Here is a 20,372-nt window from a genome sequence, read left to right on the forward strand (position 1 = left end):
CAGGCATTATTTGCAGATGAAAAGATGGCAAGTTAAACTTAAAAACAGGCTGAAGCGGCGTTTAAAAGCGAGAAAAAGAAAAAAAAGGATCGGCTCCAAGCCAGTGGTAAGGAGTTTAGCTTGACATCAAATAAACAAGACGATACAATATAAACTTGTAAAGGGTTTTCACTTAACAGCAGGGAGGCTTGCTAAGATGCTTGAAAAGACAACGCGGATTAACTATTTGTATGACTTTTATCAATCGTTGTTAACAGAGAAGCAGCAGAGCTATATGTCCCTCTACTATCTGGATGATTACTCTCTTGGGGAGATTGCCGATGAATACGAAGTGAGTAGGCAGGCAGTCTATGATAATATAAAAAGAACAGAAGCGATGCTTGAGGAATATGAAGCAAAGCTATTGTTATTTCAAAAATTTCAAGAGCGTAACCAGTGGATTGCGAATATGAAGGCACTCATTGAAAAGGATTCCTTTTCGAAGGAGAAGCTGCTTGATGCAATCACGACGCTTGAGAAGTTGGATTAGGAGGCGGCAATATGGCATTTGAAGGATTGGCCGACCGACTGCAGAGCACGATGCAAAAGATCCGCGGAAAAGGGAAGGTCAACGAAGCAGACGTAAAAGAAATGATGCGTGAAGTTCGATTAGCCCTGCTTGAAGCGGACGTTAACTTTAAAGTCGTGAAGGATTTTGTAAAGCGTGTAAGTGAACGTTCGGTAGGTCAGGAAGTGCTGAAAAGCTTAACCCCCGGTCAACAGGTAATTAAAGTAGTTAAGGAAGAATTGACGGAGCTGATGGGCGGCGAACAGAGCAAGATTGCCGTAGCCTCGAAGCCGCCGACCGTCATTATGATGGTTGGGCTTCAAGGGGCGGGTAAAACGACGACCACCGGAAAGCTTGCCAATCTTCTTAGAAAGAAATACAACCGCAAGCCATTGCTCGTTGCGGCTGATATTTACCGTCCGGCGGCGATTAAGCAGCTTGAAACACTTGGCAAACAATTAAGCATGCCTGTTTTTTCCCTTGGTGACCAAATCAGTCCTGTTGAAATAGCGAAACAGGCGATTGAAAAAGCGAAGGAAGAACATCATGATTATGTTTTGATCGATACCGCAGGCCGTCTTCATGTTGATGAAAACTTGATGGGCGAACTGAAGGATATTAAAGAACTGACAAAACCGGATGAAATCTTCCTTGTGGTCGATGCGATGACGGGGCAGGATGCGGTCAATGTAGCCCAAAGCTTCAATGATCAGCTCGGCCTGACTGGAGTCGTCTTGACGAAACTCGATGGGGATACACGCGGTGGTGCGGCACTTTCGATTCGTTCAGTCACGAACACGCCGATCAAATTCGTCGGTATGGGGGAAAAACTGGATGCACTTGAGGCATTTCATCCAGAACGGATGGCGTCAAGGATCCTCGGCATGGGCGATGTATTGACCCTTATCGAAAAGGCACAGGCCAATGTCGATGAAGACAAAGCGAAAGAATTAGAGAAAAAGATGCGTACAGCGACTTTCACCTTTGATGATTTCCTTGAACAGCTTGGTCAGGTGCGGAATATGGGACCGCTTGATGATATTCTGAAAATGATTCCTGGTGCGAACAAAATGAAAGGGATGGACAATCTTCAAATTGATGACAAGCAGATCGGTCATGTTGAAGCCATCATCCGTTCCATGACGACCCATGAAAAGGAACATCCAGAAACCATGAATGCATCCCGCAAGAAACGGATTGCCAAAGGCAGCGGCAGATCGATTCAAGAGGTGAACCGTTTATTGAAGCAATTCGAAGAAATGAAAAAAATGATGAAACAGGTCACGAACATGCAAAAAGGAAAGAAAAAGGGATTCAAATTCCCGTTCATGTAAGGGTTATTTCAAGTCGAAACGAAGCGGAAATACAGGCTGAAGCCATGTAGTTCAACACTTTTTTCGCCTGTTAAGAAAAAAACCTTTACAAACATACAAGACATTTGATATCATACTATCTTGTGTGAAACTATTCGGAGGTGCTTATTTAAAATGGCAGTAAAAATTCGCTTAAAACGTATGGGAGCTAAAAAATCTCCTTTCTATCGTATTGTAGTTGCAGATTCCCGTTCACCACGTGACGGACGTTACATTGAAGTGGTAGGAACTTATAACCCGGTGACTCAACCAGCTAAAGTTGACATCAACGAAGAGCTTGCTCTTAAATGGTTACAAGATGGAGCTAAACCATCTGATACAGTTCGTAACTTATTCTCAACACAAGGCATCATGGAAAAATTCCATGTTGCAAAAAACAGCAAGTAATCGACGGTAGTTGATGAAAGCATTAATTGAAACGATTGTTTCAGCGCTTGTGGATTTTCCCGAAGAAGTCACTGTGACCTCAAAGGAAGAGTCCGACCGGATTGTCTATATCCTCTCCGTTCATAAAGAGGACATGGGCAAGATCATCGGGAAGCAAGGGCGTGTTGCTAAGGCGATTCGGACTGTAGTATATGCAGCAGGATCTTCACAGCAGAAGAAAATCTATTTGGAGATTTCCGAATAAGGAGGGCTAATACCCCTCCTTTTTTTGCACTTCAAGAAAGTGAAATCCCGGCTCCCCGCACTTCTGAAAATGGTCCGGAGATAAACTTTACGCCTTTTTAAGACGCATCTTTTATCGATATACGTTATACTTAAGGGAATGACCCCCATTATTCAAAAAGATTACCCCATCATACATATTTTTTGAAGGAAATAAGAAATCATAGATAATAGGAGGTGCTGGAATGAAAATTCTCCAAAATGTAATCGTTAACCAAGTATTAACGGAATCCAGCAAGAGTCAGCTCCTCGAGAATTACAAATCAAAACGCCTTCAGCTTCAAAAAGAGAGTGAACAACTCCGATTTGAGCTGAAAAAGCTTGAAAAAACAAGAAATCTCCAGCCTGCCAGTCTCCGTGCCCATTTCGAAAAAGAGATAAATCAGAGGCAGGAAAAAATTAAACTGCTTGAATTTCAGATGGAGCAGCTGGAGATCCTTCCCGCCGGAAGCGAATTGAAGGAACGGGAAGTTCAAAGTATCATTGATGTGGAAATCGGGGCAGATTGGGACGAAATAATGGCAACGAAGACCATTGTCATTAAAGATGGAATCGTCTCGGAAATTCGTTAGAGGTGAAAGAATGGAAAACTGGTTTAATGTAGGTAAAATTGTCAACACCCATGGTTTATTAGGAGAGGTCCGGGTCATTTCTTCAACAGACTTTCCGGAAAAACGCTACAAAGTGGGGAATACCCTGTATTTGTTCAGGGATACGGAGAAAAAGCCTATGCCGCTTGTCATCAGGTCCCACCGCACCCATAAAAACTTTAATCTATTGACGTTCGAGAACTATTATAACGTGGGTCAAGTCGAGGCTTTTAAAAACGGGGTCCTGAAAGTCAAGGAAGCACAGCTTGGTCCATTGGACGAAGGCGAGTTCTACTTCCATGAAATCATCGGCTGTGCGGTATTTACGGATGAGGGCAGTGAAATAGGGGAAATCGTTGAGGTGCTGACGCCAGGTGCCAATGACGTATGGGTCATAAAGAAAGCCGGAAGCAAGGATATTTTGATACCGTATATTGATCAAATCGTCAAAGAAGTGGATATATCCGCCAAAAAGGTCATCATTACGCCGATGGAAGGACTTTTAGATTGATGAAAATCGATGTACTTTCGCTTTTTCCGGAAATGTTCGAAGGCGTGTTCGGCTCGTCGATTCTAAAAAAGGCTTCCGAAAAGCAGGCTGTCAGTTATAAGGTGACCAATTTCCGGGATTATGCCGATAATAAGCATTCGACGGTGGATGATTATCCTTATGGCGGAGGTGCCGGGATGGTGTTGAAGGCACAACCGATTTTTGATGCCGTGGAAGCTCTTAAAGGACAAGCTGAACAAAACCCCCGGGTGGTCCTGCTTTGTCCCCAGGGAGAGCGTTATTCGCAGAAAAAAGCTGAAGAGCTCGCTAAAGAAGAACATCTCATTTTCATATGTGGACATTATGAAGGATATGATGAGCGCATTCGTGAGCATGTCGTAACGGATGAAATATCAATCGGTGACTTTGTGCTTACAGGTGGGGAACTGGGCGCGATGGTCATTATTGACAGCGTGGTCCGCCTGCTGCCTGGTGTTTTAGGAAATGTAGACTCCCCGATCCTTGATTCCTACTCTTCTGGTTTGTTAGAGCATCCCCATTATACTAGACCTGCAGATTTCCGGGGAATGAAAGTGCCCGATCCGCTCATATCCGGAAATCACAAAAAAATCGATGAATGGCGGATGAAGGAATCACTGCGCAGAACGTGGACGCGGCGTCCCGATTTGCTCGAGAGTTATGAACTTTCGGATCTTGAGAAAAAATTATTGTCCGAGATTCAAAAAGAAGACTGATCCCTATTGCATCGACGTTTGGAATATGATAGGATATACCTTGTGACTTGGGCAAAATGCTCAGTCTTATAACGATGTTCCGCTGCAAACATTCAGTATTTGCAAGAGCGTCCAGGAGGAGTTGGAAACGATGCAAAACATTATTAACGAAATTACAAAAGAACAACTTCGCTCAGATCTTCCATCATTCAGACCTGGTGACACAGTACGTGTACACGTAAAGGTTATTGAAGGAACTCGCGAACGTATCCAGTTGTTTGAAGGCGTTGTAATCAAACGTCGTGGCGGCGGAGTCAGTGAAACTTTCACAGTTCGTAAGATCTCTTACGGCGTTGGAGTTGAACGTGCTTTCCCTGTTCACACACCAAAAATTGCAAAACTAGAAGTTATCCGTCACGGTAAAGTACGTCGTGCGAAACTTTATTACCTACGCGAACTTCGTGGTAAAAAAGCACGTATTAAAGAAATTCGTCGTTAATCCTTCGAATATCTCCATACGGGTTTACCATGATCCACATAAGGTGAATAACCAAACAGTATCATGCGAAAAGGGAGCTTGTTCATCAGGCTCCCTTTTTGCACTTGATGAAACTCATGAATGCTCCAAGTGGGTGAAAATCCATATGGAATCCTGCTCGCTATAGCTTCCGCGACATGTTAAAATGGTTGTTGATATGCATTCTAAAAGGGTGGGTAAGGATGGCGAAAAAGAAAAATGAATTGTGGGAATGGACAAAGGCGGTCATAATCGCGGTCATAGCTGCGACACTGATTCGGTATTTCCTCCTGGCACCTATTGTCGTGGACGGTAATTCCATGATGCCGACATTGAAGGACACGGACCGCATGATCATTAACAAAATCTCCTATTCGATCGGTGAACCGAAAAGATTCGATATTATCGTGTTTCATGCTCCAGAGGGCAAGGATTACATAAAGCGGGTCATCGGATTGCCAGGCGAAAAGGTAGAATATAAAAACGATACACTTTATGTGAATGGAAAAGCTTACGCTGAGCCATACTTGGATGAAAATAAAAAGAAATTGATTGATGGCGGTGCTTTGACGGAGCCATTTACATTAAGCGAGGTCATAGGCCGGGAAACGGTTCCTAAGGGCCATCTGTTCGTCTTGGGGGATAATCGCCGGCTAAGCAAGGACAGCCGTTATGATAGCGTAGGCGTCGTTCCTTACGATAAAGTGTTAGGAAAAACTAAATTAGTTTATTGGCCAATCGAAGACTTTCGATTGGCGGAATAGTAGGAAGGTTGATTCCATTGACAATACAGTGGTTCCCTGGCCATATGGCCAAAGCGAGACGGGAAGTAACGGAAAAATTAAAACTGATCGACATCATTTTTGAACTAGTGGATGCCCGTCTTCCGGCATCATCAAGAAATCCAATGATAGATGAGATCATACAGCATAAACCGAGGGTCATCCTTTTGAATAAAGCGGATATGGCTGATCCGGCAAAAACGAACATGTGGCTGGATTATTATAAGTCACAAGGGAAAACGGCCATTGCGATTAACTCGCAGGCAGGGAATGGATTGAACCAGATCACGGCTGCCGCAAAAAAACTTTTGAAAGAGAAGTATGACCGGATGGAGTCAAGGGGAATCAAGCCGCGGGCGATCCGTGCGATGATCGTGGGAATTCCGAACGTTGGGAAATCAACGTTAATCAATCGACTCGCCAAAAAGAACATTGCTAAAACAGGGAATACACCCGGTGTAACCAAAGCGCAGCAGTGGATAAAAGTCGGCAAGGAAATGGAGCTGCTTGACACGCCGGGAATCCTCTGGCCTAAATTCGAGGATCAGGAAGTGGGCTTGAAGCTTGCGTTAACCGGAGCGATCAAGGATACGATTCTAAACCTGCATGAAGTCTCCTTATACGGGCTCCGTTTCTTGGAAAAGGAATATCCGGATAGGATGAAATCACGCTATAACCTTGATGAAATTCCTCAAGAAACGCTCGAACTCTTTGATGCCGTCGGAAAGTTCAGGGGATGTTTAGCTTCTGGTGGGTTCATTGATTATGATAAAACCGCGGAGTTGGTCGTACGTGAAATCCGTTCGGAAAAGATGGGGCCACTTACGTTTGAGGTACCCATGGACTATGAAGAGGATGCCATTACGGAATAATCTGGCGTGGAGATTGAAAATGCTGGCTGAGTTTTGAAGACAGTAAGTGAAAAATGGGTGATACGGAGCTGGAGTTGGATATCAAGATGTTTTTTGATGTCTCTTTTCCGCTCCGTATTTTTGTTTAGGCTGTAAGCGGGAAGCAAGACTGCCGATAATGAAGATGATGGGTGATGAATGATGAAAACTTCAATGAGTATAAAAGATATATCTGCAAAATTAAAGGCAATCAACGATCCTGAAGATTTATTTTTGCAAGAATGCTTGGATGACGGCAGAAAGGGAGTCACCGACTTAGTGAGCAAGTGGCAAAGGAAGTATGAAAAAGCGCAGCAGGTGAAGAATGCATTCATGGAAATGACGGAGTTTGAAAGGCAACTTCGAGCACAGGGGTTTTCCATTCTCGCTGGCATCGATGAAGTGGGGAGGGGGCCGCTTGCAGGACCGGTTGTGACGAGTGCGGTCATCTTGCCTGAATCCTTCTATTTGCCAGGGCTGAATGATTCCAAAAAGATTCCGGAGTCCAAGCGGGAACTGTTTTATGAAATGATTTATAAAGAAGCCCTGTCCATTGGGGTCGGTGTTGTACATAGCGATATAATCGATGAAATCAATATATATCAAGCTACGAAAAAGGCCATGATTGCAGCTGTCAACGACCTGTCAGGTCTCCCGGATCACTTGCTGATCGATGCGATGGAACTGGATGTCCCGATTCCGCAGCTTTCGCTCATAAAAGGAGATGCAAGAAGCATTAGCATCTCCGCCGCCTCCATTATAGCGAAAGTGACCCGTGATCGGATGATGAAGGAGTATGGGGAGAAATATCCGGAATACGGTTTCGAAAAGCACATGGGCTACGGGACAAGCCAGCATTTGGACGCACTGGACAAGCACGGGCTAACCCCATGGCACAGGAGGAGTTTTGCGCCTGTCAAGGAAATTGCTGCACGAATGAATGATTAAGGGAGGATGAGTGATGCAATCCATAACAAGCGGTCAACCTGCAGCTTCACCAGTTGAAACGCTAGGAGCGGCAAGTCTGAAAAATGGGCAAATTCTTTTCGGGAAGGTGAATAAGGTATTTCCTAACCGGATGGCCGAGGTGCAGATTGGCGATCAAAAGATGATTGCGACGCTCGATATCCCGCTTCGCACAGGGGAAAGATATTGGTTTCAAGTAGAGCAGCCGATTGAAGGGAAGCTTGTATTGAGGGCTCTGGAGTTGCCGGATGTGAATTATGCCAATTTAAAGGGAGCGGCTGCACAATTGACCGCTCACTTTGGCATGAATTCCGACCCGGCTGCAGCCAAGCTTGCCGAATATTTCCTGAAAAACCGTCTTCCTATAACCAAGGAAACCTTTCAGTCCGCTTTGCAATGGTTAAAAGCTGCTGATTCACCTGAAGCTGGTCTTCCCATCTTTAAAACGATGTTTATTCAGCAATTTCCCATTGTTAAAGAGGTTTTTGATGCATTATTGGCACAGGCCAAGGGAGCACCCTTCCACAAACAGCTCACTTCCCTCCAGCAGCAGTTACAGGCGATGGGGGAGAAAACGATAACAACCGTCAAGTTAATGGCCGTATTGGACAGGTTGCAAATTGCAGGAAGGAGCCAAATTCAACAAACCGGTTTGCAGCAACTTGTGACTAGCTGGCTCGATCCCGATTCTACAGCCGAAATGAAATCCGGTGCTTTCTCACTGCTCCAAAAGACAGGATTCATTCCAAAGGGTTTGACGGAAGCTTTCTTTTTGAACAATTTAATGGATGGAGCACAGGCAAGGACCGGATTTCCTGACAATCCAGCGATCGATAAATTTCACCACGGCTTGCAAATGCTGTCAAGGGCAAAGGATGGGTCATTGGGGGAACTTGAAAAGGTCGAAATTAAATTACAGCGCTTAATGAACGATATTGACCAGGTAGGGGCAAAAATGCCAGCTGAAATCCAGCAGGTTCAGAAGAAAAGTATTTCTTCTGAAAAGATATCTTCGCTTTCCTTTCATATGCTTGTGGATGCTTTTACTGAAGTGGCATCAGGAAGAACAGCGGTAGGTGCCAATACGGCAGTGGATGACCTCTTGGCTTATTTGAATGGGGATAAGCAGCTGGTAGCTGCAGCGAAGGGCAAGGCAGCCGAGATGATCTTGCAGTCGGATACACAGCAGCCTGAGGCCCTGTCCTTAAGGAATAATGAGAAATTGGTTCTGGCTCATGTTATGGAAGCGGAATACCAAGCCGTCAATTTTACAAATGGTGCATCTGTTGCATTTCAGCTCAAAGAATTGACGAAGTTACTCGGCCTTCAGCTGGAGCATGCACTCATTAACCAATCCGCAGCGAATCTGGAGGAAAACCCGCAGGAAATGGAGACACTAAAGCCGCTGCTGTTAAAACTGCTGAATGAACAATTGCCAGCAGGTATCAAGGAGTTGGCTGAACAGATCCTGAATCGGATCACGGCGCAGCAGATCCTTTCACAGGAAAATGGGCCATTGCAGAATCTGCTCCTTACACTTCCTCTTAATCTGGGGCATGCCCAAACAGATTTAACATTGCAATGGAGCGGACGGAAAATGAAAGATGGCAATATAGATCCCGATTTCTGTCGGGTCCTGTTTTATCTAGAGCTAGAAGGCATAAAAGAAACGGTCATCGATATGCATGTTCAAAAACGGGTCATCAATGTGACGGTCATCAATGAGCAAGTGGCACACATGGAAGGGGCAGCCAATCGATATGTAAATCTGCTGAGAGGGAATTTGGAGAAGATGGATTACAGATTGTCCGGTGTGTCGTTCGTTAACCCGAAGCATGAAAGAATCGGCGGCAAAGGGCCGAAGTTCAATCCTTTTTCAGAAACGGGATCTTATAGTGGAGTGGATATTCGAATATGAAAAATGTAAAACGAAAAGAAGCGATTGCCTTAAAATATGATCAAGAGAAATCGATTGCCCCTGTCATCTTGGCGAAGGGAAAAGGAAAAACGGCGGAAAATATTCTGGAAAAGGCGATGAAACTGAATATTCCCGTTCAAAGTGATGAGTCGCTTGCAGCGCTTTTAGGTCAATTGGATATAAATCAGACGATTCCTGAAGAATTGTATGCTGCGGTAGCGGAGGTATTTGCCTTCATTTATAAAGCGGACAAGGAGATGCAGATGAAGGACAATGGGTGAGCCATTAGACTTTTTAGGTGATTCATGTTGGTTTATGTAGAAATTTAGGGAAATTGCCAAAAGAATTTAATTATACTAAAAACATAATTAATAAGCAGCAAAAAGGAAAATCCAGAACTTTTCCTTTTTGCTTTTTTATTAGGGTATTGCTGGAAAAGACTGTTTTTTTAGAAAAAACTATAATTTATAAAAATGGCTCACTAGATTTATATCATGGAAAAGGCTTTCATAATAAGCTCTATTGCAAAAACCCATTCTATAAATTACCTTTTCTGGAATAGGGTTAGGCAAGCCGATTAAATAAAATTTAATAGAGGGAAAGAGAGAGCAAGCTCGATCCATTCCCTGTTTATCCCTTTTTATATTAGTATATTATTATAATGATTTCCAAAAAAAACGAAAGAAAATTATGCACGAAGCAGAATTTTGTTGTACTATGTAAGAGAAAACACGCATTAAATCTCAAAGTTGTTTTTTAGTAGATAAGGAGGATGGGAAATGAATATCCATGAGTATCAGGGGAAAGAGATTTTGCGACAATACGGGGTATCCGTTCCGAATGGCCGGGTTGCCTTTACTGTTGATGAAGCAGTGGAAGCAGCGAAGGAGTTAGGTACGGAAGTTGTTGTCGTCAAAGCTCAAATTCATGCGGGCGGCCGCGGAAAAGCCGGTGGAGTTAAGGTAGCGAAAAACCTTGACGAAGCACGTACATATGCACAAGAAATTCTTGGTAAAACGCTGGTGACCCATCAAACTGGTCCTGCAGGCAAGGAAGTTAAGCGTTTACTTATTGAAGAAGGCTGCGACATCTCGAAAGAATATTACATCGGTCTGGTTTTGGACCGTGCTACCAATAGTGTCGTTTTGATGGCTTCTGAAGAAGGCGGAACGGAAATTGAAGAAGTGGCTGAAAAGACACCGGAGAAAATTTTCAAAGAAGTGATCGATCCGGTTGTCGGCCTGACGGGCTTCCAGGCGCGCAGGATCGCTTTCAATATCAATATCCCGGCTAAACTTATAAACAAAGCTTCCAAGCTTATGGTGAACTTATATACAGCTTTCGTTGACAAAGATTGTTCAATTGCTGAAATCAATCCATTAGTCGTTACGGGTGATGGAAATGTCATGGCACTTGATGCTAAATTGAACTTCGATGATAATGCGATTTACCGCCATAAGGACATCGCGGAATTCCGTGATTTGGATGAAGAGGATGCGAAAGAGATCGAAGCATCAAAACATGGCCTTAGTTACATATCGCTTGACGGTAATATCGGATGCATGGTTAATGGTGCTGGGCTTGCTATGGCAACGATGGACATCATTAAACATTATATGGGAGATCCGGCTAACTTCCTTGATGTTGGCGGCGGCGCCACAGAGGAAAAAGTAAAAGAGGCTTTCAAAATCATCCTGTCCGATCAAAATGTTAAAGGCATTTTCGTTAACATCTTCGGCGGAATCATGAAATGTGACATCATTGCGGCAGGCGTCGTAGCTGCTGCTAAAGAGCTTGGCCTGGACGTACCTTTGGTTGTTCGTCTTGAAGGAACGAATGTGGATCTTGGCAAACAGATCCTAAAAGAGTCAGGTTTGAATATCACGGCTGCTGAATCAATGGCAGATGGAGCACAAAAAATAGTATCACTTGTAGGATAATAGGCAGGGGGGAACATAATGAGCGTTTTTATTAATAAAGATACGAAAGTGATCGTTCAGGGAATCACTGGTTCAACAGCATTATTTCATACTAAACAAATGTTGGAATACGGCACGAAGATCGTTGGCGGAGTCACTCCGGGTAAAGGTGGAACGGAAGCGGAAGGAGTACCTGTATTCAATACAGTTTCCGAAGCTGTCACTGAAACCGGAGCGAATGCATCGGTAATCTACGTTCCTGCTCCATTTGCAGCGGATGCAATTTTGGAAGCAGTTGACGCAGAGCTTGATCTTGTCATTTGCATTACGGAACATATTCCCGTTCTGGATATGGTCAAGGTGAAGCGTTATATGGAAGGCAAAAAGACCCGTTTGATCGGGCCGAACTGCCCGGGTGTCATCACCCCTGAAGAATGCAAAATCGGTATCATGCCAGGCTACATCCATAAAAAAGGCCATGTAGGCGTAGTTTCCCGTTCCGGAACTTTGACCTATGAAGCCGTTCATCAATTATCTCAAGAAGGCATCGGGCAATCGACAGCTGTCGGAATCGGTGGAGATCCCGTTAACGGAACGGACTTCATTGATGTGTTGAAAGCATTCAACGAGGACCCGGAAACCCATGCAGTGATCATGATCGGAGAGATCGGAGGCACGGCAGAGGAAGAGGCAGCTCTCTGGGTGAAAGAAAATATGACAAAGCCTGTTGTTGGTTTCATTGGCGGCCGTACGGCTCCTGCCGGTAAACGTATGGGACACGCAGGTGCGATCATTTCTGGAGGAAAAGGCACTGCTGACGAGAAAATCCGCGTTATGAACGAATGTGGAATTAAAGTTGCCGAGACTCCATCCGTAATGGGCGAAACACTGATTTCCGTCCTGAAAGAAAAAGGCATTTACGAACCTTGTAAAACACATTGATCCATGCTGGCCGACCTGTTTTTTGGGTCGGCCTTTATTTCCCTCTCCTTTTTTCGGCAATCCGGCTTCCGCCACGATCAACCTCTTAAAAATAAATGACTAGGGGTGCTTCCGTTGAATCGTATAGAAAAGTTAATCCACCTCCATCATTGCCGCGGTGCAGGATGGAAAACGATCCAAACAATCATGTCCAATGATCCATCCCTTTCTTCCCTCTTTACTACCAAACGCAATGAATGGGTAAAATTGCTCCCTATCCCTTCCAATAAACTTAACCTCTTTCTCAAAGATTTACATTCTCTCAATACCCTTGAAAAGCTCAAGAGATATGAAGATAGCCAAATTCATTGGCTAACGATCCTTGATGATGATTATCCTTTTTTATTGAAGCAAATATTCGATCCCCCTTGGGTTCTTTATTATAAAGGCGATAAGAAGCTCCTAAGTAGGAGTGATACGCTAGGTGTCGTTGGAACGCGTAAGCCGACCTCGTACGGACTGGAGGCCTTAAAAACGATTTTATTACCGCTCGTTAAGAAAAAATACGTCATCATCAGTGGTGTTGCGGCGGGAATCGATTCAAGGGCGCATGAAATCACGTTAGATGCGGACGGGGATACGATTGGAATCTTGGGAGGAGGGCTTATGCAAATATACCCAAAGTCCAACATTCCCCTTGCAGAGAGAATCATGGCTAAAGGGGTGCTCATTTCTGAGACTCCACCGGAAATGAGAGCGGAACCATGGATGTTCCCGCTAAGGAACCGTATCATCAGCGGATTATCACAAGGAGTGTTCGTTGTGGAGGCAAAAGAAAAAAGCGGTTCCTTAATAACGGCACAAACGGCTTTGGAGCAGGGGCGTGAGGTGTTTGCACTTCCAGGAAATGTAACGAGTCCAGAATCAATCGGGACCAATCAATTGATTTCCGATGGAGCCAAACTTGTTTTGAATTCCAAGCAGATCGAGGAAGAGTTTTTTCGCAATATAATATAGAAGATAGACGGAAAATCAGCCAGGGAATTAGTAAAAAAAGGCGATTTTTACCTGAATGGGTTGAAATATTAGACAAAAGGGTTGAAAATATTGTAAAACTGTTATAAGTTTTGCAAATGGAATCTCTTAGCTAAAATGGTTAGGAATATGTAAGTCAACATGCTTTGAAAAGTAATGGGGTGTTGACAAATGATTTTTGTATGATTAATAATAGTGAAGATTTATATTACCTCTTTGAGGAGGATTTATTGGATGTCAGAATACTTAGTGATTGTGGAATCGCCTGCGAAGGCGAAAACGATAGAACGCTACTTGGGAAAAAAATATAAAGTAAAGGCTTCCATGGGGCATGTGCGTGATTTGCCTAAAAGTCAAATGGGTGTCGATGTTGAACATGAATATGAACCTAAATATATAACGATCCGCGGCAAAGGCCCGGTTTTAAAAGAATTGAAAACCGCTGCAAAAAAAGCGAAAAAAATATATCTCGCAGCTGACCCCGACAGAGAAGGTGAAGCCATTGCCTGGCATTTGGCTCACAGTCTCGATGTGGATATCAACTCCGATTGCCGCGTGGTTTTCAATGAAATCACGAAAGAAGCGATCAAAGAATCATTTAAATCGCCGAGGCCGATCAACATGAAATTGGTTGATGCACAACAGGCAAGAAGGATCTTGGATCGCTTGGTCGGCTACAATATTAGCCCGCTGTTATGGAAAAAAGTAAAAAAAGGCCTAAGTGCTGGACGGGTCCAATCGGTCGCTGTAAGGATGATCATCGACCGGGAGAAAGAAATCAAAGATTTTAACCCGGAAGAGTATTGGACAATCAAGGCGGATTTCGTGAAAGGAAAAGAACAGTTTGAAGGTTCCTTTTTCAGTATCGGGGGAGAGCGTAAAGAATTAAACAACGAAGAGGACGTCAAAAAAGTACTCGCTTCTTTAAAAGGCAGTGAATTCACTATCGGCGCCGTGGCTAAAAAGGAAAGAAAACGTAATCCGGCAGCACCTTTTACGACGTCTTCCCTGCAACAAGAAGCGGCACGAAAATTGAATTTCCGTGCAAAGAAAACGATGATGCTTGCCCAGCAGCTTTACGAAGGAATCGAGCTTGGAAAGGAAGGGACAGTCGGATTAATCACTTATATGAGGACGGACTCGACCCGGATTTCCGATATTGCTAAACAGGAAGCCCATACCTTCATCCAAAATAGTTATGGGAAGGATTATGTACAGGTTGAACAGCGCAAAGAGAAAAAGCAGACCAATGCACAGGATGCGCATGAAGCAGTTCGGCCAACCAGCACATTACGTGAACCTAATATCGTCAAGGAGTATTTATCCAGAGATCAATTCCGTCTATATAAATTGATCTGGGAACGGTTCGTTTCGAGCCAAATGTCATCGGCGGTCATGGACACAATGAGCATTGACCTTCATAATGGCGATGTAATCTTCAGGGCCAATGGGTCCAAAATCAAGTTTCCAGGTTTCATGAAGGTATATGTGGAAGGTTCCGATGACTCTGTGGAAGAAAAGGAAAATTCCCTTCCGGATGTAAAGAAAGGCGATCAACTCTTTTCGAAAGATGTCGAGCCGAAACAGCATTTCACACAGCCGCCGCCCCGCTATACAGAAGCGAGGCTTGTCAAAACCTTAGAAGAACTTGGTATAGGCCGACCTTCTACATATGCACCTACCTTGGATACGATTCAAAAACGGGGCTATGTTACCTTGGACAATAAACGATTCATCCCGACAGAGCTTGGTGAAATTGTCCTTGAATTGATACGTGAATTCTTCCCGGATATTCTTGATGCCGAGTTCACGGCCAAGATGGAGCAGGAATTCGATAGCGTCGAAGAAGGCAGCATCGAATGGATTAAGGTCATTGATGAATTTTATAAAGAGTTTGCGGTTCATTTGGCTAAAGCCGAGGTCGAAATGGAGAAAATCGAGATCAAAGATGAGCCTGCTGGAGAAGATTGTACGGAATGCGGCCATGAAATGGTCTTTAAAATGGGGCGCTACGGGAAGTTCATGGCATGCAGTAATTTCCCGGATTGCCGTAACACCAAACCGATCGTGAAAGAGATTGGTGTGAAATGCCCGAAATGTAAAGAAGGGAACATCATTGAAAGGAAGAGTAAAAAACGCCGCATATTTTACGGTTGTGATACTTACCCTGGATGCGACTTCATCTCTTGGGATAAGCCCCTTCCTCGTAGTTGTCCTAAATGTGAGGGCACACTTGTTGAGAAAAAGCTCAAAAAAGGTGTGCAGGTCCAGTGTATGGACTGTGATTTCAAAGAAACGCCTCAAGCGTAGAGTTAAATGGGATGGAACGGTGCTTTGTGCCTGCATCCGGAAGAAAACTCAATATAGACCGACTCGGCATTCGCCGAGTTTCTTTATGTTCCTGGAAGTATGGTATCATGGTAACGAGCACAATTACTTCCCAAGAAGAAAATGGATGGAACATGAAACTTTTTTATTTGGGTGATGTGATGTAAAATTCAGTGGACAAGTGTATTCCTTTAAAGATATAATTCCTCTTTGCGCCAAATTATCCACTTAGGAAAAAAGGTTGGCAAGAGAAATGCCGTATCCAAGGCATATGCTTTATAATTATCGTTAGCAGGAGTAGGTATTTCTTAGAATAAATACATAAATATCGTTAAAAATGAAACGCTTATGAATGCAATTTTAATGATAAATGATCCTGTCTTATCATATCTATACATGGAGGTTCGAAAAAATGAAAGAAACAAAAGTAAGTGTTATCGGTGCGGGGCTTGCTGGAAGTGAAGCGGCTTGGCAGTTAGCTAAAAGAGGAATTAAAGTGGATCTATACGAAATGCGTCCGGTAAAACAAACGCCAGCCCATCATACCGATAAATTCGCTGAACTTGTTTGTTCCAACTCACTTCGGGCAAATACGCTAACAAATGCAGTCGGAGTATTAAAAGAAGAAATGCGCATGCTTGATTCGGTCATCATGTCCGCAGCAGATGCTTGTGCTGTACCTGCAGGCGGCGCACTGGCAGTCGATCGTCATGAATTTGCCGGCCTTGTAACGGAAAGGGTGAAGAATCATCCCAATGTAACGGTCATTAATGAAGAGGTAACAGAGATCCCCGATGGGCCCACCATCATTGCAACCGGTCCGCTTACAAGTCAGTCCCTATCCGACAGCTTAAAGCAAATCATGGACGAAGAATACTTATACTTCTATGATGCAGCCGCTCCTATTCTTGAAAAGGACAGCATCGACATGGATAAGGTATATCTAAAATCCCGTTATGATAAAGGCGAAGCTGCTTACTTGAACTGTCCGATGACAGAGGAGGAATTTGATCGCTTTTATGAAGCGTTGATTTCTGCTGAAACGGTTCCGCTAAAGGAATTTGAAAAAGAAATCTTTTTTGAGGGATGTATGCCGATTGAAGTGATGGCATCGCGCGGGAAGAAAACCATGTTATTCGGTCCATTAAAGCCAGTTGGCTTGGAAGATCCCAAAACAGGAAAACGCCCTTTCGCTGTCGTCCAATTGCGTCAAGACGATGCAGCAGGCACACTATATAATATTGTTGGTTTTCAGACACATTTAAAATGGGGCCCGCAAAAAGAAGTGTTAAGGCTCATCCCTGGATTGGAAAATGCGGAAATTGTTCGTTATGGAGTTATGCACCGTAATACGTTCATAAATTCTCCTAACGTCCTGAAACCTACGTACCAATTCAAAAATAGGGATGATTTGTTCTTTGCCGGTCAGATGACTGGTGTCGAAGGGTATGTTGAATCCGCAGCATCAGGGCTGATTGCAGGTATAAATGCAGCAAGAATCGTCCAAGGCCAGGACCCTGCCGTTTTCCCTGCCGAGACGACTATGGGGAGCATGGCAAGGTACATAACATCGACAAACGGAAAAAGCTTCCAGCCGATGAATGCGAACTTTGGACTGCTTCCAGACCTTGAAGTGAGGATCAAATCGAAAAAAGAACGGAACGAAACGCATGCTAAGCGCGCTTTGGACACAATTCAGAACTTTGTGAAAAATTTGTAAAATATTTGCCTGCCGTTTTAAAGTATGATACTATTTATTAGCCTTTGCGAGGTGTTTCCATGATGAATCAAAAAAAGGCATTATCATCCTTCATCGAATATTTACAAATTGAAAAAAACAGTTCACATTACACCATTGAAAATTACAAACGTGATATTCTCGAATTTTTCCTGTTTCTTGATGAACAGGGAATGACGGATATCACCTCTGTTGAATATTTTGATGTCCGGTTGTTTTTAACGAGTTTATATGAGAAAAACCTTTCTAAGCGCACTGTAGCAAGGAAAACTTCTTGTCTGCGGAGCTTTTATAAATTCTTATTACGTGAAGGCGATGTGAAGGATAATCCTTTTTCCCTTGTTTCTTTGCCTAAAAAGGATCAAAAACTGCCACGGTTTCTTTATGAGAAGGAAATGGAACAGTTGTTTTCTTCTTTAAATAAAGATTCACCGATAGGAAAAAGGAACAATGCTTTACTGGAATTACTGTATGCCACTGGCATTCGCGTAAGTGAATGTTGTGAGATTAAGCTGCACGATATCGATCAGTCCCTTGGTACAGTACTGGTGCATGGGAAAGGGAAAAAAGATCGCTACGTTCCGGTTGGTAAATATGCTCAAGAAGCGATAGAGTTATACATACGTACAGCCAGGATGGAAATGACTTCGTCTGACGCCAAGGCGCATGTTTATTTATTCGTAAATTTTCGTGGAGACCCTCTGACACCTAGGGGAGTTCGCTATATATTAAATGAATTGATCAAAAAGTCAGCCGCGGAGGGAAGTCTTCATCCCCACATGCTAAGGCATTCATTTGCAACCCATCTATTGAATAATGGGGCGGATATTCGTACCGTTCAGGAATTGCTTGGTCATTCCAAAATTTCATCAACGCAAGTGTATACGCATGTTACAAAAGACCAATTAAAAAAAGTCTATAATGCAACACATCCACGGGCTTAAATGTTGAAAGGGGACACTTTATGACAACGATATTTGCAGTGCATCATAAAGGTGAATGCGCCATGTCCGGTGATGGGCAGGTTACGTTAGGAAATTCAGTAGTGATGAAGCATACAGCAAGAAAAGTCAGGAAAATCTTCAATGGTAATGTCCTTGCAGGTTTCGCAGGCTCTGTTGCAGATGCATTCACCTTATTTGAGATGTTCGAAGCAAAGCTTGAGGAGTATAATGGCAATCTTCAGCGTGCTGCCGTCGAAATGGCAAAACAATGGAGAAGTGACAATGTATTGAGAAAGCTCGAAGCCATGCTAGTCGTCATGGATAAGGACCATTTGCTGCTCGTTTCCGGTACCGGGGAAGTCATAGAACCTGATGACGGGATTCTTGCCATCGGATCAGGCGGCAACTATGCACTTGCTGCCGGCAGGGCATTGATGCGATTCTCCAGTGAGCATTTATCTGCGAAGGAAATTGCCCAATCATCTTTACAAATTGCAGCGGAAATTTGTGTATTTACGAATACGAACATAATCGTGGAAGAGTTGTAAGGAGGAGCGCAAATGTCAAATAAAGCTAATTTAACACCGAGGCAAATCGTCGAAAAACTGGATCAGTATATCGTGGGGCAGCGTGATGCAAAACGGGCAGTGGCAGTGGCTCTTCGCAATCGCTACCGACGTTCCCTTCTCTCGGATCAACTTCGTGATGAAGTCGTTCCGAAAAACATATTAATGATTGGACCGACAGGAGTCGGGAAAACAGAAATAGCTCGGAGAATGGCTAAATTGGTAGGTGCTCCTTTTGTAAAAGTTGAAGCAACGAAATTTACGGAAGTCGGATATGTCGGAAGGGATGTAGAATCCATGGTCCGTGATTTGGTGGAGACTTCCGTCCGCCTCGTGAAGGAAGAAAAGATGGCCAGCGTAAAAGAACGTGCTGAAGAAAATGCCAACCGCCGTTTAATTGAGCTATTGGTGCCATCTGCGAAAAAACAAAGTAATTTCAAAAATCCTCTTGAAGTCTTTTTTGGCGGCAATAGCAATCAAGATGAACAGGACCCGGAAGAAAATTCCGAAGATTTAAGTTTGCAGGAAAAAAGAAAAATCGTCGCTGCAAAGCTTGCTAATGGTGAGCTCGAAAGTGAAATGATTACGGTTGAAGTGGAAGAACAGGCTGCTTCAATGTTTGATATGCTCCAGGGTTCGGGAATGGAACAAATGGGGATGAATATGCAAGACGCTTTAGGCAGCTTGATGCCGAAAAAAAGCAAAAAGCGCAAATTGAAAGTAAGTGAAGCAAGAATCGTTCTAACAAATGAAGAAGCGGGCAAATTGATTGATATGGATGATGTCACCTCAGAAGCCGTTTACGGTGCTGAGCAAAACGGGATCATCTTTATCGATGAAATCGACAAAATCGCCAGCAAGCAGTCTGGAAGCTCTTCAGCCGATGTTTCCAGGGAAGGTGTTCAAAGGGATATATTACCTATTGTAGAAGGCTCGACGGTCGTGACGAAGTATGGTTCCGTAAAGACGGATCATGTCCTGTTCATTGCGGCAGGTGCCTTCCATATAGCGAAGCCATCCGATCTTATCCCGGAACTGCAGGGGAGATTTCCAATCCGGGTGGAATTGAACAAACTGACCGTTGATGACTTTGTGCGGATTCTCCATGAACCTGATAATGCATTGTTAAAACAATATGTTGCTTTATTGGAAACTGAAGGTATAGAAATTGAATTTTCTGACGATGCTGTTCGTAAGATAGCTGAAGTGGCCTTCGAAGTAAATCAAAATACAGATAATATTGGTGCAAGAAGGCTTCATACCATTTTGGAACGGTTGCTTGAGGACCTGTCGTTTGAAGCTCCCGAAATCACAATGGAGAAGATTACGATTACACCACAATATGTCGAAGGGAAGCTGGGTTCTATCGCACGGAATAAAGATTTAAGTCAGTTTATCCTTTAAGAACGAAACAATGGCAAACATTTGCCGATGTAATGAACATA

At 43.6% G+C, this 20,372-nt stretch carries 21 protein-coding genes; all 21 read left to right on the forward strand.

Annotation, left to right across the window (positions count from 1 at the left end; translation table 11 throughout):
* Window positions 1-196 precede the first annotated feature (196 nt).
* The 21 genes from MHI53_RS08130 (at window position 197) to hslU (ending at window position 20,331) form a co-directional block, all read left to right on the forward strand.
* Window positions 197-529 carry a putative DNA-binding protein gene (locus MHI53_RS08130; protein WP_061144596.1) on the forward strand — a complete coding sequence of 111 codons (333 nt, stop codon included), beginning with the start codon at window positions 197-199 and terminating at the stop codon, window positions 527-529.
* An 11-nt stretch (window positions 530-540) separates the two neighbouring features.
* The gene (gene ffh, locus MHI53_RS08135; protein WP_061144597.1) at window positions 541-1,881 is read left to right on the forward strand and encodes a signal recognition particle protein; all 1,341 of its coding nucleotides are present in this window, start codon (window positions 541-543) and stop codon (window positions 1,879-1,881) included.
* 153 nt (window positions 1,882-2,034) lie between these two features.
* Window positions 2,035-2,307: a 30S ribosomal protein S16 gene (gene rpsP, locus MHI53_RS08140; RefSeq protein ID WP_053345299.1), complete on the forward strand. Its 273-nt coding sequence runs from the start codon at window positions 2,035-2,037 to the stop codon at window positions 2,305-2,307.
* Window positions 2,308-2,320: 13 nt separating this feature from the next.
* Window positions 2,321-2,551, forward strand: coding sequence for a KH domain-containing protein (locus MHI53_RS08145; RefSeq protein ID WP_061144598.1), 231 nt, complete (start codon window positions 2,321-2,323; stop codon window positions 2,549-2,551).
* Between the two features lie 223 nt (window positions 2,552-2,774).
* Entirely contained in the window at window positions 2,775-3,161 is a 387-nt protein-coding gene (locus tag MHI53_RS08150) for a YlqD family protein (protein ID WP_061144599.1), read from the forward strand.
* 10 nt (window positions 3,162-3,171) lie between these two features.
* Window positions 3,172-3,690, forward strand: a complete 519-nt coding sequence (gene rimM, locus MHI53_RS08155) for a ribosome maturation factor RimM (protein WP_061144600.1) — start codon at window positions 3,172-3,174, stop codon at window positions 3,688-3,690.
* On the forward strand, window positions 3,690-4,424 hold the full coding sequence (trmD, locus tag MHI53_RS08160) for a tRNA (guanosine(37)-N1)-methyltransferase TrmD (RefSeq protein ID WP_061144738.1): 735 nt from the start codon (window positions 3,690-3,692) through the stop codon (window positions 4,422-4,424). Before rimM ends, trmD begins: the two co-directional genes overlap by 1 nt.
* Window positions 4,425-4,554: 130 nt before the next feature.
* Window positions 4,555-4,902 (forward strand): 50S ribosomal protein L19, encoded by a 348-nt coding sequence (gene rplS / locus MHI53_RS08165; RefSeq protein ID WP_057913433.1) that lies wholly within the window; start codon window positions 4,555-4,557, stop codon window positions 4,900-4,902.
* A gap of 221 nt (window positions 4,903-5,123) precedes the next feature.
* The gene (gene lepB / locus MHI53_RS08170; protein ID WP_061144601.1) at window positions 5,124-5,684 is read left to right on the forward strand and encodes a signal peptidase I; all 561 of its coding nucleotides are present in this window, start codon (window positions 5,124-5,126) and stop codon (window positions 5,682-5,684) included.
* Window positions 5,685-5,701: 17 nt separating this feature from the next.
* Complete coding sequence (ylqF, locus tag MHI53_RS08175) at window positions 5,702-6,574, forward strand: ribosome biogenesis GTPase YlqF (protein ID WP_061144602.1); 873 nt, start codon at window positions 5,702-5,704, stop codon at window positions 6,572-6,574.
* A gap of 180 nt (window positions 6,575-6,754) precedes the next feature.
* A complete protein-coding gene (locus tag MHI53_RS08180; protein ID WP_061144603.1) occupies window positions 6,755-7,540 on the forward strand; it encodes a ribonuclease HII in 786 nt (261 codons plus the stop codon).
* Between the two features lie 13 nt (window positions 7,541-7,553).
* Window positions 7,554-9,476 (forward strand): hypothetical protein, encoded by a 1,923-nt coding sequence (locus tag MHI53_RS08185; RefSeq protein WP_340373189.1) that lies wholly within the window; start codon window positions 7,554-7,556, stop codon window positions 9,474-9,476.
* A complete protein-coding gene (locus MHI53_RS08190; RefSeq protein WP_061144605.1) occupies window positions 9,473-9,757 on the forward strand; it encodes an EscU/YscU/HrcU family type III secretion system export apparatus switch protein in 285 nt (94 codons plus the stop codon). The genes MHI53_RS08185 and MHI53_RS08190 overlap by 4 nt, the downstream gene beginning before the upstream one ends.
* Before the next feature lie 498 nt (window positions 9,758-10,255).
* Complete coding sequence (sucC, locus tag MHI53_RS08195; protein ID WP_061144606.1) at window positions 10,256-11,416, forward strand: ADP-forming succinate--CoA ligase subunit beta; 1,161 nt, start codon at window positions 10,256-10,258, stop codon at window positions 11,414-11,416.
* Between the two features lie 18 nt (window positions 11,417-11,434).
* Window positions 11,435-12,337, forward strand: a complete 903-nt coding sequence (gene sucD / locus MHI53_RS08200) for a succinate--CoA ligase subunit alpha (RefSeq protein WP_061144607.1) — start codon at window positions 11,435-11,437, stop codon at window positions 12,335-12,337.
* Between the two features lie 105 nt (window positions 12,338-12,442).
* Complete coding sequence (gene dprA, locus MHI53_RS08205) at window positions 12,443-13,333, forward strand: DNA-processing protein DprA (protein WP_260320347.1); 891 nt, start codon at window positions 12,443-12,445, stop codon at window positions 13,331-13,333.
* Window positions 13,334-13,585: 252 nt separating this feature from the next.
* Window positions 13,586-15,661 carry a type I DNA topoisomerase gene (gene topA / locus MHI53_RS08210; protein WP_061144609.1) on the forward strand — a complete coding sequence of 692 codons (2,076 nt, stop codon included), beginning with the start codon at window positions 13,586-13,588 and terminating at the stop codon, window positions 15,659-15,661.
* A gap of 430 nt (window positions 15,662-16,091) precedes the next feature.
* Window positions 16,092-17,399 carry an FADH(2)-oxidizing methylenetetrahydrofolate--tRNA-(uracil(54)-C(5))-methyltransferase TrmFO gene (gene trmFO, locus MHI53_RS08215; protein WP_061144610.1) on the forward strand — a complete coding sequence of 436 codons (1,308 nt, stop codon included), beginning with the start codon at window positions 16,092-16,094 and terminating at the stop codon, window positions 17,397-17,399.
* Between the two features lie 59 nt (window positions 17,400-17,458).
* Window positions 17,459-18,361: a tyrosine recombinase XerC gene (gene xerC / locus MHI53_RS08220; RefSeq protein ID WP_340373190.1), complete on the forward strand. Its 903-nt coding sequence runs from the start codon at window positions 17,459-17,461 to the stop codon at window positions 18,359-18,361.
* Between the two features lie 20 nt (window positions 18,362-18,381).
* Window positions 18,382-18,909, forward strand: coding sequence for an HslU--HslV peptidase proteolytic subunit (hslV, locus tag MHI53_RS08225; RefSeq protein WP_057913421.1), 528 nt, complete (start codon window positions 18,382-18,384; stop codon window positions 18,907-18,909).
* Between the two features lie 12 nt (window positions 18,910-18,921).
* On the forward strand, window positions 18,922-20,331 hold the full coding sequence (gene hslU, locus MHI53_RS08230; protein WP_061144612.1) for an HslU--HslV peptidase ATPase subunit: 1,410 nt from the start codon (window positions 18,922-18,924) through the stop codon (window positions 20,329-20,331).
* Window positions 20,332-20,372 lie beyond the last annotated feature (41 nt).

It is taken from the genome of Peribacillus sp. FSL E2-0218, from assembly GCF_037992945.1.
Taxonomy (GTDB): Bacteria; Bacillota; Bacilli; order Bacillales; family DSM-1321; genus Peribacillus; species Peribacillus simplex_B.

Excerpts from the sequence above, each read along its gene's own strand:
- trmFO (WP_061144610.1), top strand. The coding sequence starts at position 16,092 with ATGAAAGAAACAAAAGTAAGTGTTATCGGTGCGGGGCTTGCTGGAAGT.
- MHI53_RS08185 (WP_340373189.1), top strand. The coding sequence starts at position 7,554 with ATGCAATCCATAACAAGCGGTCAACCTGCAGCTTCACCAGTTGAAACG.
- hslU (WP_061144612.1), top strand. The coding sequence starts at position 18,922 with ATGTCAAATAAAGCTAATTTAACACCGAGGCAAATCGTCGAAAAACTG.
- rimM (WP_061144600.1), top strand. The coding sequence starts at position 3,172 with ATGGAAAACTGGTTTAATGTAGGTAAAATTGTCAACACCCATGGTTTA.
- rplS (WP_057913433.1), top strand. The coding sequence starts at position 4,555 with ATGCAAAACATTATTAACGAAATTACAAAAGAACAACTTCGCTCAGAT.
- lepB (WP_061144601.1), top strand. The coding sequence starts at position 5,124 with ATGGCGAAAAAGAAAAATGAATTGTGGGAATGGACAAAGGCGGTCATA.
- trmD (WP_061144738.1), top strand. The coding sequence starts at position 3,690 with ATGAAAATCGATGTACTTTCGCTTTTTCCGGAAATGTTCGAAGGCGTG.
- MHI53_RS08180 (WP_061144603.1), top strand. The coding sequence starts at position 6,755 with ATGAAAACTTCAATGAGTATAAAAGATATATCTGCAAAATTAAAGGCA.
- sucD (WP_061144607.1), top strand. The coding sequence starts at position 11,435 with ATGAGCGTTTTTATTAATAAAGATACGAAAGTGATCGTTCAGGGAATC.
- sucC (WP_061144606.1), top strand. The coding sequence starts at position 10,256 with ATGAATATCCATGAGTATCAGGGGAAAGAGATTTTGCGACAATACGGG.
- MHI53_RS08190 (WP_061144605.1), top strand. The coding sequence starts at position 9,473 with ATGAAAAATGTAAAACGAAAAGAAGCGATTGCCTTAAAATATGATCAA.
- xerC (WP_340373190.1), top strand. The coding sequence starts at position 17,459 with ATGATGAATCAAAAAAAGGCATTATCATCCTTCATCGAATATTTACAA.
- topA (WP_061144609.1), top strand. The coding sequence starts at position 13,586 with ATGTCAGAATACTTAGTGATTGTGGAATCGCCTGCGAAGGCGAAAACG.
- rpsP (WP_053345299.1), top strand. The coding sequence starts at position 2,035 with ATGGCAGTAAAAATTCGCTTAAAACGTATGGGAGCTAAAAAATCTCCT.
- ffh (WP_061144597.1), top strand. The coding sequence starts at position 541 with ATGGCATTTGAAGGATTGGCCGACCGACTGCAGAGCACGATGCAAAAG.
- hslV (WP_057913421.1), top strand. The coding sequence starts at position 18,382 with ATGACAACGATATTTGCAGTGCATCATAAAGGTGAATGCGCCATGTCC.
- MHI53_RS08130 (WP_061144596.1), top strand. The coding sequence starts at position 197 with ATGCTTGAAAAGACAACGCGGATTAACTATTTGTATGACTTTTATCAA.
- MHI53_RS08145 (WP_061144598.1), top strand. The coding sequence starts at position 2,321 with ATGAAAGCATTAATTGAAACGATTGTTTCAGCGCTTGTGGATTTTCCC.
- MHI53_RS08150 (WP_061144599.1), top strand. The coding sequence starts at position 2,775 with ATGAAAATTCTCCAAAATGTAATCGTTAACCAAGTATTAACGGAATCC.